The sequence below is a fragment of the Phenylobacterium sp. LH3H17 genome, from assembly GCF_024298925.1.
Lineage (GTDB): Bacteria > Pseudomonadota > Alphaproteobacteria > Caulobacterales > Caulobacteraceae > Phenylobacterium.
Genome location: NZ_CP101283.1, coordinates 3,653,134 through 3,666,819 on the forward strand (window position 1 = coordinate 3,653,134; position 13,686 = coordinate 3,666,819).

Sequence of the window (13,686 nt, forward strand, 5' to 3'; positions counted from 1 at the left end):
CTTGCCCTGGGCGGCGTTACGCGCACAACTGCGCGCCATCGCGTGGGGCGATAGAGGAACATCACACATGGACGCCGTCTCTTCGGGCCATGCGGCAGCGCTGTGGACCGGGCTGCATCTCATCCTGCTGCTGGTGCTCTCGCTGCTGGTCGTGCGCCAGCGCCAGCGTCATAAGGTCGCCCTGGGTGACGAAGGCGTGCCGGAGCTGGCCCAGGCCATACGCGCCTTCGGCAACGCCACGGAATACATCCCCCCGGCCCTGATCGGGATTGCGGTCCTGGCCGTCGTCGACGCCGCCCCCCTGGCCATTCACGTGACCGGCTTCGTGCTGTTCGTGGGACGGGTGCTGCACGGGTTTGGCCTGTCGCGCAGCGGGGGCGCCTCATTCGCCCGGACCATCGGCATGACCATGACCTGGCTGGCCTACGTGTTCGCCAGCGTCGCCCTGCTCTTCAACGCGATCGTCTAGAGCCCGCTTCAGCTTGCCGAAGGCGGCGCATCCCGCCATATGGCCGGGATGGATGAGAGCCTGTTAGCCGATGTCGTGGCCGCCGCGCGAAAAGCCGGGGCCGATGCCGCCGAAGCCGTAAGCGCCGAGCGCCGAGCGCTGGGCATCAACGTACGCCTGGGCGAACTGGAAGAGGTGGAACGCGAGGAGTCCCGCGACCTCGGCCTGAGGGTCTTCGTCGGCCAGCGGCAGGCCACGGTCTCCGGCTCCGACATCTCCAAGGATGCCCGCGCCAAGCTGGTGGAGCGCGCCGTGGCCATGGCGCGCCTCGCGCCCGAGGACCCCTATGCCGGCCTCGCGCCGAAGGAACGCCTGGCGCAAGCGCCATTCCCCGACCTCGACCTCTATGACAGCGAGGAGCCCAGCCCCGAGTCGCTGGAGGACGTCGCCCGCGCCGCGGAAGACGCCGCCCGCGCCAACCCCGGGGTGACCAATTCCGAAGGCGGCTCGGCCTCCGCCTCGTCAAGTCAGTGGCGGCTGGTGACCTCCGACGGCTTCTCCGGCCTCTACAGCGCATCGACCTTCTCCGTTGGGGCCTCGGTGGTCGCCGGTGAGGGCGAGACGATGGAGAGCGGTTATGACGGTCGCTCCACCCGCTGGCGCGCCGACCTGCCGGCCCCTGCGACCATAGGCGCCGAGGCCGCCCGCCGCGCCGTCGCCCGCCTGGGCGCGCGCAAGATCGATTCGACGACCGCTCCGGTCATCTTCGAGAACCGCCTCGCCACCTCGCTGATCGGCCCGCTGATCGGGGCGATCTCCGGGCCGTCGATCGCTCGCGGCACCTCGTTCCTCAAGGACAGATTGGGGCAGACGGTGTTCGCCAAGGGGATCAACATCGTCGATGACCCCCATGTCCGCCGCGGCCTCGGCTCCTCGCCCTTCGACGACGAAGGCGTCGCCAACCGGGCCCGCAACCTGATCGACGACGGGGTGCTGACCACCTGGCTGATGAACTCGTCCTCGGCCCGCCAGCTCGGCCTCGAGACCACCGGCCACGCCTCGCGCGGCCTGGCCGGTCCGCCCGGCGTCTCGACCACCAACCTGACGCTGCGTCCCGGCGCCAAGGACCAGGCCGCCCTGATGGCCGACGCCAAGACCGGGCTGATCATCACCTCGATGTTCGGCCCCTCGCTGAACGGCAACACCGGCGACTGGTCGGTCGGCTGCGCGGGCTTCTGGTTCGAGAACGGGGAGCTGGCCTATCCGGTCACCGAGATCACCGTGGCCGGCAACCTGATCGACATCTACGCACGCCTGGTCCCGGGCTCCGACCTGGAGATTCGAGGATCGGCCAACTCGCCCTCGATCCTGGTCGACGGCCTGGCCATCGCCGGCCGCTGATGCCCATAGCCGCCGCCGACCTGGCGCTGATCACCGAGGCGGCGCACGAGGCGGGCGCCCTGGCGATCAGGCTACGAGACGAGGGCCTGGTCACCGAATACAAGGCGGGCGATTCGCCGGTCACCAACGCCGACCTGGCCTGCGACGCCTTGCTGAAGGAACGCCTGTCGGCCGCGCGGCCGGACTATGGGTGGCTGTCGGAAGAAACCGCCGACGATCCCGCGCGTCTCGCCAGGCGCCGGCTGTTCGTGGTCGATCCCATCGACGGCACTCGATCCTACCTCAAGGACCGGCCCTGGTGGGTGGTGTCGATCGCCGTGGTCGAGGACCGGCTGCCCCTGGCCGGCGTGGTGTTCGCCCCTCAGCTCGACGAGACCTACACGGCCATGGCCGGACGTGGCGCGCGGCTCGACGGCTTTTCGATCCAGGCCTCAAGCTGCGACAAGGTCGAGGGTTGCGGCATGGTCGGCGACGCGCGGATGTTCGCCCACCCCGCCTGGCCCACGCCCTGGCCCGAAATGCGAATCGAGGCGCGCAATTCCACCGCCTACCGGATGTGCGCCGTCGCCTCAGGCGCTTTCGACTCCACGATCGCGATGGTTCCCAAGTTCGACTGGGACCTCGCCGCCGCCGACCTGATCGCGCGGGAAGCCGGCGCCTTCGTCGGCGACCATCATGGCCGCCCCTTCAGCTACAACGGCCCGAAACCGGCCCAGCCGAGCCTGGTCTGCGCCGCGCCGCGCCTCGCCCCATTGATCCTGGAGCGCGTCTCGCATATCGCCCTCCGCAATTGAATCGTTTTGGGAAATGAGCCGGCCATGCCCGACAGACAGCTCCTGCACCTCGTCATCGGCGGCGAACTCGAAGAGGTGGATGGCATAAAGTTCCGCGACCTCACGAAGATCGACCTCGTGGGCGCCTACGCCAGCCACGCCGAGGCGCTCGCCGCCTGGCGTTCAAAGGCCCAGTCCACCGTCGACAACGCCCTGATGCGCTACTTCATCATCCACGCCCACAAGCTGCTCGACCCGCACGACGACGAGGACCACGAGCACTGAGGGGGCTCTAGATCCTCCCCCAGCGCGCAGCGCGATCTGGGGGAGGTGGCGCGTCGCCCTCTTCGGCGACGTGACGGAGGGGGTTGAGCTCACAAGCAAGGGTCAAAGTCCCCTTCAGTCAGCTTCGCTGACAGCTCTCCCAGAGGGGAGCATCTGAGAGCGGACGTCCCGCCGCCCGCCTACTCCCGCTTCAGCAGACCCTCGGTCAGCAGGCGGCCCCACATCTGGCTGCGGAAGTCGGCCTTGATGCCGGCCTCGTCGTAGGCGTCGCTCTGCACCCAGTCGAGGAAGCTCTGCCCCTTGGGCTCGCCTTCGGCCAGATAGCGCTCGAAGGTATAGTCCAGCACACCGGTCTTGCCCTGCTTCACATGCAGGTACTTGAGCGAGAGCTGCTCCAGGGCCTCGCGGATCGGCAGGCCCTGGCGGAAGTGCTTGTAGAAAACACTCATGATGCCCGCCCGGTCCGCGCCGGACTTGCAGTGCATCAGGGCCGGGTACTCGATGCTCTCGAACAGCGCCTTGGCGCCCAGGACGCGGGCGCGGCTGGGGACCTCGCGCGAGGTGATGGTGAAGTCGACCATCTTCAGGCCCAGCCGTTCGCACGCGTCCTTCTCCAGGGCGTGGAAGCTGGCGTCGAACCCGCCGCGCAGGTTGATGATGGTCTTGATCCCGCGGCGCTTCCACTCGGCCAGCTGGTGGGGCCAGGGCTGGTTGGTGCGCACCAGCTCGTCGCTGATCCAGTGGGCGTTCTGGAATTTCAGGCGCAGATAGGCGTGGTCGTTCCAGAGGTAGTCGAGATAGGCCGACCGCCGCCCGGCGGGCGTGCTGAGATCGAATCCGGGCGCGGCGATGTCCTGGCTCATGGCCCCTAACTAGGCGTTGGACGGCGCGAACGAAAGCGCGACCAAACGCGCGCCGGCTAGATGTAGGCGGCCGGCTGGGCCGCCGTCGTGGGGGGCGCGACCGTCCGGCGAAGCAGGCGGGCCACCCGCTCAAGCATGTCGGCGCCGCTGAACGGCTTGGCCATGCAATCGCGGGCGCCGCGGTTGATCGCTCGCTGCACGTCATCGGCGCTCAGCTTGCGGCCCATCACCAGGATCGGGAATGGCGGCTTGCATCCAGGGGGCGTCAGGGCGGCCAGCACCTCGAGACCCGAGACGTCCGGGACGTTGATATCCAGGACCAGGGCCGCCGGTCGGGCATGACGCATGGATTCCAGGGCGGCGCGCCCGGTGCGGGCCGTGCTGGTGTTGTAGCCGGCGACCTCAAGCCGGATCTGCAGCATCTCCAGAACCGTCCGATCGTTGTCGACGATCATGATGTTCAGGCCTCGGGTATCGAATTGCATCGGCGACACCCCTCCTGAACGGGTGGACCAGGCGCTCGGAACCTAGAAGAGGTCGAGATCCCCGGCGTCATCCCCTTGATTGATGCCCATTTCCTCGCCGCCGAACGCCGTGGACATCCGGTCGGCCAGAACGCCCAGGGTGATATCGTCCAGCGCCGCCTGGACCGGGACCAGAACGTCTTCCGAGACACTCTCGCTGACCTTGCGGGCGAATGCCGACAGGCCGGTCAGGTGCTGGCTCAGCAGGTCGACCGCATGCATGCCTTCCATGAGCCGCGTTCGCTCTTCGACGGGCATGGTCTGCATCAGGTCTCCGATGAGCTTGTCGAGGAAGATGCAGCGGGCGCCGGCCAGCTCGATCTCCCAGGCCAGGGCGTCGAACGTCGTGGCCGCGCTGGCCTCCAGCCCACCGTCGACCTGCCGTTGAGTCTGCATCGGAGCGTCCCTTGCCTGGTGACGAGGCTGCACGGGACGCCATTAACACCCGATAAACTCTGCCCAGCTGCGACGCGCGGGTGGGCCCAGCCGGCCGCGGCGGCGTTCGGCTCCCTTGACTTCGGAGCCCCGACAGCCGACCCCAAGGGCGATGAGCGAGCCCGCCGCCGAGCTGCCCACCCGCGCCGTGATCGGCCGGATCGCGCGCGTCTACATGACGCCGCGGTGGAAGGGCTGGACCGTGGCGATGCTGGCGGCCGTCGCCGTGGCCTATCTCAGCGCCACTCTCATCCAGATGATGGAACCGGCGATCAACGATCTGCTGGTCAACCACAAGGCCGGCGCCCTGGTCACCATTCCCCTGACCATAGCCGCCCTGGCTATCGGTCGGGCCCTGGCCCAGGTGATCCAGGCCACCCAGGTCAACCGCATCGGCAACGAGGTGGTGGGCCAGGTCCAGGTGCAGCTGTTCGGCAAGCTTGTGCGCGCCGACCTGGCGCGGCTGCGCAGCGAGCATTCCGGCTCATTCGTCTCGTCGGTGCTCTACGACGCCGGGCTGATCCGCGAGGCCGCCACCTCCGGCGTGATCAACTACACCCAGCACGCCCTGACCCTGGTCGGCGCCTTCATCGTCATGACCAGCAACGATCCGGCGCTTTCCATCGTGCTGATCGTCGCCGCGCCCCTGGCCAGCACCATCATGCGCCGGTTCTCCCGGCGCACGGTCAAGGCCACCAAGGGCGCCATGGCCGAGACCTCGGCGCTCTCCACCGCCATCATGGAAAGCCTCGACGGCGTCCGCGTGGTGAAGATCGAGAACCGCGAGGACTATGAGGAGGGCCGGGTCGCTGAGGTGGTCCATCGCCGCCAGAAGCATCTGGTGAAGGGCGCCAACGCCCGCGCCCGGGCCGCGCCGGCCACCGAACTCCTGATGACCCTGATCACCGCGGCGGTGATCGCCTATGCCGGCTGGCGCTCGCAGACCGGGGCGATGAACGTCGGGGCCTTTGTGGCCTTCATCATGGCCCTGGGCCTGGCGAGCCAGTCCCTGCGCCAGCTCGCCAACCTGCAGACGGTGATGGCCGAGGGCCTGGCGGCCGCCCGGCGGCTGTTCACGGCCCTCGACGTCCAACCCGAGGTGCGTGAGCAGGCCGGCGCCAGGCCGCTGCCGCGCGGCGCGGCCACCATCGGCTTCAAGGCCGTGGGATTCAGCTATGCGGTCGACGGCCCGCCCGCCCTGCGCGACGTGTCCCTGGAGGTCCGCCGGGGCGAAACCGTGGCCCTGGTCGGCCCTTCGGGCGGCGGCAAGAGCACCATCCTCAACCTGATCCCGCGCTTCTATGACGCCACCGCGGGCCAGGTGAGCATCGACGGAATCGACGTGCGCGACGTGACGCTGGCCTCCCTGCGCGACCAGATCGCCCTGGTGACCCAGGAGCCCTTCCTGTTCGACGACACGGTGCGCGCCAATATCGCCTACGCCCGCCCCGAGGCGACGCTGGCGGAGATCGAGGCGGCCGCCTCGGCGGCGGCGGCGCATGACTTCATCGGCGAGCTGCCGGACGGCTACGACACGCTGGTGGGCGAGGCCGGGGCGCGGCTCTCCGGCGGCCAGCGCCAGCGCATCGCCATCGCCCGGGCCTTCCTGAAGGACGCGCCGATCCTGCTGCTGGACGAGGCCACCAGCGCGCTGGACACCGAGAGCGAGGCCCAGGTCCAGACGGCCCTGTCGCGGCTGATGGCCGGCCGCACCACCATCCTGATCGCCCACCGCCTGTCGACCGTGCGCGGGGCCGACCGCATCTATGTGATCGACAAGGGCAGGGTGGTGGAGACCGGAGACCACGACAGCCTGATCAAGGACCGCGGCCTCTATGCCCGCCTCGCCCAGAGCCAGGACCTCGAGGCGGAGAGCGCGGCGTGAAGCAGCTGCTGCGCCACCCGGCGACCCAGGTGGCGCTGGGCTGGATCCTGCATGCCTACATGGTGCTGATCCGCCGCACGGTGCGCTGGCGCCACGAGAACATCGAATGCGTCGATGGGGTTTTGGCCTCCGGCGAAGGGGCGCTGGCCCTCTGCTGGCACGGCCGCATCCCGGTGGCCCTGGCCGTGGCCAAGGTGTGGTGGAAGAAGCCCCGGGCCTGCCTGGTCTCGCCCTCCGGGGACGGGGAATTCTTCGCCCAGGCCATGGCCCACGCGAGGTTCCCATCCATCCGCGCCTCCTCGGCCAAGAAGGGCGACAGCGCCAAGGCCCGGGCGGTGGTCGCGGCCTTCCGCGAGTCCATGAAGCTGGTGGGTGACGGCGGGGTGCTGATCGTCACGCCCGACGGCCCGCGGGGTCCCAATGAGGTCATGGCGCCCGGCGCGGCCCAGATCGCCAAGCGCACCGGCGCTCCGGTGTTCATGATGGGCATCGCCGTCTCGCCCGCCGCCAGGGCCGGTAGCTGGGACCGGGCGATGATCGGCTGTCCCTTCGGCAAGGGCGCGGTGGTCTGGGACGGGCCGCTCCATGTCCCGCCGGACGCCGACGACGGCGCCATCGACGCCCTGATGGTCGACTGGTCGGCCAGGCTCTCGCGGCTCACCCGTCGGGCCGAGACCCTGGTCGGCTACGTTGATCCGCAAGCCGCGCGATGACACATAGGGACATGGGCCACGACCATCACCACGGTCACGATCACACGCACGCGGGGCACGACCACGGCGCGCACGGCCATGCGCACGGTCCTGGCGGCCACGACCACGCGCCCAAGGACTTCGGCCGCGCCTTCGCCATAGGGGTCGGGCTGAATTTCGCCTTCGTCCTGGCCGAGGTGGCCGCGGGCCTGTGGTCAGGATCCCTCGCCCTGCTGGCCGACGCCGGCCACAATCTCTCCGACGTGCTGAGCCTCCTGCTGGCCTGGGGCGCGACCGTGCTCGCCAAGAGCGCGCCCACCGCGCGGCGCACCTACGGCCTGCGCAAAGCCACCATCCTCGCCTCCCTGGCCAACGCCGTGCTGTTGCTGGTGGCCGTTGGGGTCATCGCCTCCGAGGCCGTGCGCCGCTTCGCCGAGCCCGCCGAGATCTCCGCGGCCCCGGTGATGATCGTCGCGGCCATCGGGGTGGTCATCAACACCGCCACGGCCCTGATGTTCATGAAGGGCCATGAAGACCTGAATGTCCGCGGCGCCTTCCTGCACATGGCCGCCGACGCCGGGGTGTCCCTGGCCGTGGTGGTCGGGGCCGGCCTGATCGCGGTCACCGGACTGCTCTGGATCGACCCGGCGCTCAGCCTGCTGATCGCTGTGGTGATCGTGCTGGGCACCTGGGGCCTGCTGCGCGATTCCGTCGACCTGGCGCTGGACGCCGCGCCCAAGGGGGTCGACGTTGATGCCGTGCGCCTCTGGCTGACAGCGCGGCCGGGCGTGACCGAGGTCCACGACCTGCACATCTGGGCCATGAGCACCACCGAGACGGCCCTGACCGCCCATGTCACCCGACCGGTCAACGACGACGGCGACGACTTCCTGCACGCCACCTGCGACGCCCTGGCCCACAGGTTCGGCATCGGACACGCCACCCTGCAGGTGGAGATCGGCTGCGCCGAACCCTGCCGCCTCGCCCCCGCCCACGCGGTCTAGAGCCGCTTGCGCCCCCTCTCGCTCGCGCTCTACGGCGCGCTCACCCGGGTCCTGAGCCCGCTCGCGAGCGTGGTGCTGAAGCGGCGCGCGGCCAGGGGCAAGGAAGATCCCGCCCGACTTTCCGAACGCCTCGGCCATGCGGGCCTGACGCGCCCTGACGGCCCGCTGGTCTGGCTGCACGGGGTCAGCGTGGGCGAGAGCGTCTCGCTGCTGCCCCTCGTCGAGGCCCTGCATCGGCGCACGCCCGATCTGGTCCTGCTGGTCACCTCGGGCACCATCACCGCCGCCCGGCTGCTAGCCGAGCGGCTTCCGGCCGGGGTCATCCATCAGTACGCCCCAGTGGACACGCCCGGCGCCGTGAGCCGGTTCCTCCGCCACTGGCGACCCGGCCTGGTGGTCACGGTCGAGAGCGAGCTGTGGCCCAACCTGATCCTCCATGCCAAGGCGTCGGGCGCGAGGCTGGCCCTGCTCTCGGCCCGCATGACCCAGGCCAGCGCCGATGGCTGGGCCCGGTTCCCGGGCGCGGCCAGGGCCTTGCTCGGCGCCTTCGACGTCGTCCTGCCGCAGGAACCGCAGACCGCGGCGCGACTGGCCCGACTGGGCGCAAGCCTCGGACCCCAGCTCAATCTCAAACAGGTGGGCGAGCCCCTGCCCTTCGACCCAGCCCGGCTAGCCGAACTACGCGCCGCCATCGGCGCGCGGAAGGTCATCCTGGCCGCCAGCACGCACCCTGGCGAGGACGAGATCATCGCCAGGGCGGTGGTCGAGGCGGCCGTCAGCGCCCTCCTGATCGTTGCTCCGCGCCATATGGAGCGCGGGCCAGCCGTTGCCGACCTCCTGAGCGCGGCCGGCTTCACGGTCAGCCGGCGCGGGGCGGCCGAGCCGATCGCAACCGAGACCACCGCCTATGTGGCCGACACCATGTTCGAGATGGGCCTGTTCTTCCGGCTGGCCGACGTGGTGGTGATGGGCGGCGCCTTCGTCCCCGGGATCGGCGGCCACAATCCGCTGGAGCCCGCCCGGCTGGGCCGGCCCATCGTCACCGGACCGCACGCCTTCAACGCCGCCGCGGTCTATGGCGAGATGTTCGACGAGGTGGCGGCCATCGAGGCCGCTGACGGCGCGATCCTGGCCCGCCACCTGCGCGGCCTGCTCACCGAGCCGCTGATCGCCCCGCGTATCGGCGAGGCGGCTCTGGCCTATGCCGAACGCCAGCAGGGCGCGTTGGACCAGGCCCTGGCTCTGCTCGAACCCCTGCTGCCCGCATGAAGCTCGCCACACCCCGCTGGTGGTATGTCCGCCGAGGCGCTCCGGCGCCGGTCAGCCGTCTGCTGCTGAGGCCGGTGTCCTGGATTTGGGCCTACGTCACCGCCCGGCGAATCGCTCGGACAGTCCCGGTCGATCCGGGCGTTCCGGTGATCTGCGTCGGCAACCTGACCCTGGGCGGGGCCGGCAAGACGCCCGTGGTCCGCGCCCTGTTGGCCCGGCTGCCCGGCGCCCACGCCCTGTCGCGCGGCCATGGCGGCTCGCTGCATGGCCCCGTGCGGGTCGATCCGGCCCTGCACACCGCCCGCGAGGTCGGGGACGAGCCGCTGATGCTGGCGGCCGATGCACCCGTCTGGATCGCGCGCAATCGGATCGAGGGCGCCGGGGCCGCCGCCGCGGCCGGCGCGCGCGTGGTGGTGATGGACGACGGCCACCAGAACCCCAGCCTCCGGAAGGCGCTGTCCATCGTGGTCGTGGACGGCGAGACGCGGAACAACGCCTGGCCGCTGGGCGACGGGTCGGTCTTCCCCTCCGGCCCCCTGCGCGAGCCCCTGGCGAAGGGCCTGGCCCGCGCCGACGCGGTGGTGCTGATGCTGCCCGCCGACCTGGCCGAGCCCGATCCCGAACTGGTCGCGGTGTTCAAGGGCAAGACGGTGCTGATCGCCCGCCTGGAGCCCGCCGCCCCGCCGCCGCCAGGGCCGCAGCTCGGCTTCGCGGGCATCGGCATGCCGTGGAAGGTGGAGACCGCGCTCAAGGCCGCCGGCTGCGACCTCGCCGACTTCGTGCCCTTCCCCGACCATTTCGCCTATGACGGCGCCAGCCTGAAGATGCTGGCCGACCGCGCGGAACTGTTCGGCGCCGGCCTGGTCACCACCGAGAAGGACTGGGTGCGCCTGCCCGCTCCGTGGCGCGAGCGTGTCGTGGCCTGGCCGGTGAAAGCGGTGTTCGAGGACGAGACCGCGATCAGCGAGCTTCTGGCGCGGTTCTAGAACGGCGGAGCTTCGGCCGGCGCAGGCTCCTCCACCGGCGCGGGCGCGGCTGGGTCGGCCGGCGCCACCGGGGGTGCGCCTTCCTCGGCGGTGAGGCCAGGGATTTCCAGCCCCGGCAAGGCCTCCAGGTCGACCGGCGCCTCGACGCGGACCGGCGGGCCGCCGACCACCTTGCCGGCCACGCGCACGGTCTTCAGCCGCATGGCCTCGCCCATGAACTCACGCCAGACCTGAGCCGGCAGGCCGCCGCCGGCGACGCCTTTCATTGGGCTGTTGTCGTCGTTGCCGAACCACACGGCCACGACCATGTCGCCGACGAAGCCGACGAACACGGCGTCGCGATAGTCCTGGGTCGTGCCGGTCTTGCCGTGGGCGTACGGCGAGATGTTGGCCGTGTTGCCGGTGCCGAACACCACGCTGTTGCGCAACAAGTCGAGCAGCGCGTCACGTTCCTTCTTGGGCAGCGGCGTCCTGGCCGGCTCGGCGGCCTGGATCACGCCATAGGGGATCACCGGCATGGCGCCATTGGCTACTGCCGCGTAGCCGGCGGTCAGCTCCATCAGGCTCATGGGCGCGGTACCCAGCGCCAGGGTCAGGTCGTCGGGGAACTTGGCCGTGACACCCATGTCGCGGGCCGCCTTGATGATCGCAACGCGGCCGACCTGCTGGGCCAGGCGGACGGCCGCCACGTTCGACGACGAGGCGAAGGCGTTGCGCAGGCGCACATCGTGACCGGCATAGCGGCCTTCATGGTTTTCCGGCTTCCAGTCGCCGATCTCCACGGGGGCGTCGAGGATCATGCTGTCGGGGGTCTGGCCGCTGCGCATCGCCGCCTGGTAGACGAACAGCTTGAAGGCCGAGCCCGGCTGGCGCATGGCGTCGACGGCTCGGTTGAACTGGCTCTGCTGATAGTCGCGGCCGCCGACCATCACCACCACCTGGCCGTCGGGCCGCATGGCGATGATCGCGCCCTGGGTGACGTTCGCCCAGCCGTTACGCTCGATGGCGCGGCGCAGGAGCTTCTCGGCCCGATCCTGCAGCACGGAATCCAGCGTGGTCCGCACCCGCACCTCGCCGAAGGCCCGCTCGTTGGCGCGCCGGGCCTGGGGCGTGACCCAGTCGGCGAAGTAGGAGCCCACCGGCAGCTTCACCCGGCCCTCGCGGACCCGGACCCCGTGGGCCTGGCGAGCCTGAGCCGGAGTGATCTCGCCCACCTCGACCATGGAGGCCAGGACGATCCGCGCCCGCGCCCTGGCGGCCGGCAGGTCTTCGGTGGGCGCCAGCTTGGACGGCGCCTTCACCATCCCCGCCAACATGGCCGATTCGCCGAGGCTGAGGGTTTCGGGGGTCTTGTCGAAATAGTGCCGCGCCGCGGCGCGCAGGCCGTAGACCCCGTCGCCGAAATAGACCGCCGAGAGATAGCGCGAGAGGATCTCATCCTTGGTGAGCCGCGCCTCCAGATAGAGGGCGATCAGCGCCTCCTGGGCCTTGCGGCGGAAGCTGCGCTGGTTGGTCAGGAAGGCGTTCTTGGCGAGCTGCTGGGTGATGGTCGACGCGCCCTCGCGCACGTCGCCGGCCTCGGAATTGCGCCGCACCGCCCGGGCGATGGCCCGCAGGTCGATGCCGAAGTGCTTGTAGAACCGCCGGTCCTCGATGGCGACGAAAGCCGCGCCCACATGGTGCGGCAGCTTGGTCACGTCGACCGGCGCCTCCTTGTACGATCCACGACGGGCGAAGTCCTTGCCGTCGGCGGTGACCAGGATCAGCGTCGGACTCTTTAGCGGCTCCAGGGCCCGGCCTAGCGGCAGGGACCAGGCCAGGAATATCAACAGGGCCAGCAGCGCCAGGAACGCTCCGCCGGCGATCTGCCAGGAACGGCGGCGCCAGAATGGCGGTCGGGCCGGAGCCGGTGCAGGCGCCTCGACCTCGGGCGCACGCACGAATTCCAGGGAACCGGTCGGATCGCTCATGCGGGGGGAAGCTCGTTCGAAAACGCGGGGGTCAGGCGCGCTTCATGGACGGTTCCCGTCTTCGCCTCAAGCCCCGGCCTTCTGGGCGTATTTCCAGGCGGACTGGGCCAACAGCGGCACGCGGGCGGCCATGGCGGCGGCCTGCGGGCTGTTGGCCGTGCCGTCGCGGGCGCGCCCGACGATGCCCTGGCAGATGCCAGCCAGCCGGAACATGTTGTAGGCGAAGAACCAGTCGAGGTCGTGCAGGCCGGTGCGGTTGGTGCGCTCGCAATAGGCGGCGACGGCCTCGTCCATGGTCGGGATGCCGTGGGCCTTCAGGTCCGGCAGGGTGGAGATCGTGCCGTTCACCCAGTTCATCAGCAGATAGGTGAAGTCGGCCAGGGGCTCGCCCAGGGTGCCCAACTCCCAGTCGAGCACGGCGATGACGCGGGGTTCGGTGGGATGGATGACCATGTTGTCGAGGCGGTAGTCGCCATGGACGATGCTGGTCCGCTCCTGGGCGGGCAGCGACTTGGGCAGCCACTCGATGAGCTTTTCCATGTCCGGGAGATGCTCGGTCTCGGAGGCCTTGTATTGCTTGGTCCAGCGATCGACCTGCCGGCCCATGTAGTTGCCGGGCTTGCCGTAGTCGCCGAGACCGATGGCCTCGTAGTCGGTGTTGTGCAGGTCGGCGAGCGTGTTGATCTTGGCCATGAAGATGGCGTGGCGCTCGGCCGGTTCGTACTGCGGGAGCTGCTGATCCCAGAGGATGCGGCCCTCCACCATGTCCATGACGTAGAACCAGGTGCCGACCACGCTGTCGTCAGTGCACAGGCCGTAGGACTTCGCCACCGGGAAGCCGGTGGGATAGAGGGCGGTGATCACCTTGTACTCCCGGTCCACGGCGTGGGCGGACGGCAGCAGCTTGCCCGGCGGCTTGCGCCGCATGACGTACTTCTTGGTGGGCGTGATCAGCTGATAGGTCGGGTTCGACTGGCCGCCCTTGAACTGGCGCACCTCCAGCGGGCCCTGGAAGCCTTCGACATTGGCCTGCATCCAGGCGAGCAGGGCGGCCTCGTCGAACCGGTGGCTCTCGGCCACGGGCTTGGTGCCGCTGTTGAGCGCCTCGCGCTCCTGTTCCGCGGTGTCGGCCATGACGCTCCCCTAATCGT

The 13,686-nt window shown here is 70.0% G+C and carries 14 protein-coding genes; 9 read left to right on the forward strand and 5 right to left on the reverse strand.

The genetic code is table 11. The features are described 5' to 3' along the window. The first annotated feature begins 67 nt into the window (after positions 1-67). Genes M9M90_RS18045 through M9M90_RS18060 form a run of 4 tightly spaced genes read left to right on the forward strand, consistent with a single transcriptional unit; the run spans position 68 to position 2,907 of the window. Positions 68-469, forward strand: coding sequence for an MAPEG family protein (locus M9M90_RS18045; RefSeq protein WP_254834623.1), 402 nt, complete (start codon positions 68-70; stop codon positions 467-469). A 48-nt stretch (positions 470-517) separates the two neighbouring features. Further along, on the forward strand, positions 518-1,849 hold the full coding sequence (locus M9M90_RS18050; RefSeq protein ID WP_254837161.1) for a TldD/PmbA family protein: 1,332 nt from the start codon (positions 518-520) through the stop codon (positions 1,847-1,849). Next, entirely contained in the window at positions 1,849-2,643 is a 795-nt protein-coding gene (locus M9M90_RS18055; protein ID WP_254834624.1) for a 3'(2'),5'-bisphosphate nucleotidase CysQ, read from the forward strand. Before M9M90_RS18050 ends, M9M90_RS18055 begins: the two co-directional genes overlap by 1 nt. A 24-nt stretch (positions 2,644-2,667) precedes the next feature. Next, positions 2,668-2,907 carry a DUF4170 domain-containing protein gene (locus M9M90_RS18060; protein ID WP_254834625.1) on the forward strand — a complete coding sequence of 80 codons (240 nt, stop codon included), beginning with the start codon at positions 2,668-2,670 and terminating at the stop codon, positions 2,905-2,907. A gap of 179 nt (positions 2,908-3,086) precedes the next feature. Here the strand turns inward: M9M90_RS18060 and M9M90_RS18065 are convergent, their stop codons facing one another. Genes M9M90_RS18065 through M9M90_RS18075 form a run of 3 tightly spaced genes read right to left on the reverse strand, consistent with a single transcriptional unit; the run spans position 3,087 to position 4,690 of the window. Then, on the reverse strand, positions 3,087-3,770 hold the full coding sequence (locus M9M90_RS18065) for a beta-lactamase hydrolase domain-containing protein (protein WP_254834626.1): 684 nt from the start codon (positions 3,768-3,770) through the stop codon (positions 3,087-3,089). 56 nt (positions 3,771-3,826) lie between these two features. After that, positions 3,827-4,255: a response regulator transcription factor gene (locus tag M9M90_RS18070; RefSeq protein WP_254834627.1), complete on the reverse strand. Its 429-nt coding sequence runs from the start codon at positions 4,253-4,255 to the stop codon at positions 3,827-3,829. 42 nt (positions 4,256-4,297) lie between these two features. Beyond that, positions 4,298-4,690 carry a hypothetical protein gene (locus tag M9M90_RS18075; RefSeq protein WP_254834628.1) on the reverse strand — a complete coding sequence of 131 codons (393 nt, stop codon included), beginning with the start codon at positions 4,688-4,690 and terminating at the stop codon, positions 4,298-4,300. Positions 4,691-4,841: 151 nt separating this feature from the next. Here M9M90_RS18075 and M9M90_RS18080 point away from each other — a divergent pair, with 151 nt between their 5' ends. Genes M9M90_RS18080 through lpxK form a run of 5 tightly spaced genes read left to right on the forward strand, consistent with a single transcriptional unit; the run spans position 4,842 to position 10,565 of the window. After that, positions 4,842-6,614, forward strand: coding sequence for an ABC transporter ATP-binding protein (locus tag M9M90_RS18080; RefSeq protein ID WP_254834629.1), 1,773 nt, complete (start codon positions 4,842-4,844; stop codon positions 6,612-6,614). Next, a complete protein-coding gene (locus tag M9M90_RS18085; RefSeq protein ID WP_254834630.1) occupies positions 6,611-7,327 on the forward strand; it encodes a lysophospholipid acyltransferase family protein in 717 nt (238 codons plus the stop codon). The genes M9M90_RS18080 and M9M90_RS18085 overlap by 4 nt, the downstream gene beginning before the upstream one ends. Next, positions 7,324-8,310, forward strand: a complete 987-nt coding sequence (locus tag M9M90_RS18090) for a cation diffusion facilitator family transporter (protein WP_254834631.1) — start codon at positions 7,324-7,326, stop codon at positions 8,308-8,310. Before M9M90_RS18085 ends, M9M90_RS18090 begins: the two co-directional genes overlap by 4 nt. 6 nt (positions 8,311-8,316) lie before the next feature. Then, on the forward strand, positions 8,317-9,579 hold the full coding sequence (locus M9M90_RS18095; RefSeq protein ID WP_254834632.1) for a 3-deoxy-D-manno-octulosonic acid transferase: 1,263 nt from the start codon (positions 8,317-8,319) through the stop codon (positions 9,577-9,579). Next, positions 9,576-10,565 carry a tetraacyldisaccharide 4'-kinase gene (gene lpxK, locus M9M90_RS18100; protein ID WP_254834633.1) on the forward strand — a complete coding sequence of 330 codons (990 nt, stop codon included), beginning with the start codon at positions 9,576-9,578 and terminating at the stop codon, positions 10,563-10,565. The genes M9M90_RS18095 and lpxK overlap by 4 nt, the downstream gene beginning before the upstream one ends. Here the strand turns inward: lpxK and M9M90_RS18105 are convergent. Both M9M90_RS18105 and M9M90_RS18110 read right to left on the reverse strand, forming a co-directional pair. Further along, a complete protein-coding gene (locus M9M90_RS18105) occupies positions 10,562-12,535 on the reverse strand; it encodes a transglycosylase domain-containing protein (RefSeq protein ID WP_254834634.1) in 1,974 nt (657 codons plus the stop codon). The genes lpxK and M9M90_RS18105 overlap by 4 nt on opposite strands. A gap of 66 nt (positions 12,536-12,601) precedes the next feature. Next, complete coding sequence (locus M9M90_RS18110; RefSeq protein ID WP_254834635.1) at positions 12,602-13,669, reverse strand: phosphotransferase; 1,068 nt, start codon at positions 13,667-13,669, stop codon at positions 12,602-12,604. Positions 13,670-13,686 lie beyond the last annotated feature (17 nt).

Bases quoted from the DNA above. Each gene is read 5' to 3' on its own strand.
- M9M90_RS18045 (WP_254834623.1), top strand. From the start codon at position 68: ATGGACGCCGTCTCTTCGGGCCATGCGGCAGCGCTGTGGACCGGGCTG.
- M9M90_RS18050 (WP_254837161.1), top strand. From the start codon at position 518: ATGGATGAGAGCCTGTTAGCCGATGTCGTGGCCGCCGCGCGAAAAGCC.
- M9M90_RS18055 (WP_254834624.1), top strand. From the start codon at position 1,849: ATGCCCATAGCCGCCGCCGACCTGGCGCTGATCACCGAGGCGGCGCAC.
- M9M90_RS18060 (WP_254834625.1), top strand. From the start codon at position 2,668: ATGCCCGACAGACAGCTCCTGCACCTCGTCATCGGCGGCGAACTCGAA.
- M9M90_RS18065 (WP_254834626.1), bottom strand. From the start codon at position 3,770: ATGAGCCAGGACATCGCCGCGCCCGGATTCGATCTCAGCACGCCCGCC.
- M9M90_RS18070 (WP_254834627.1), bottom strand. From the start codon at position 4,255: ATGCAATTCGATACCCGAGGCCTGAACATCATGATCGTCGACAACGAT.
- M9M90_RS18075 (WP_254834628.1), bottom strand. From the start codon at position 4,690: ATGCAGACTCAACGGCAGGTCGACGGTGGGCTGGAGGCCAGCGCGGCC.
- M9M90_RS18080 (WP_254834629.1), top strand. From the start codon at position 4,842: ATGAGCGAGCCCGCCGCCGAGCTGCCCACCCGCGCCGTGATCGGCCGG.
- M9M90_RS18090 (WP_254834631.1), top strand. From the start codon at position 7,324: ATGACACATAGGGACATGGGCCACGACCATCACCACGGTCACGATCAC.
- lpxK (WP_254834633.1), top strand. From the start codon at position 9,576: ATGAAGCTCGCCACACCCCGCTGGTGGTATGTCCGCCGAGGCGCTCCG.
- M9M90_RS18105 (WP_254834634.1), bottom strand. From the start codon at position 12,535: ATGAGCGATCCGACCGGTTCCCTGGAATTCGTGCGTGCGCCCGAGGTC.
- M9M90_RS18110 (WP_254834635.1), bottom strand. From the start codon at position 13,669: ATGGCCGACACCGCGGAACAGGAGCGCGAGGCGCTCAACAGCGGCACC.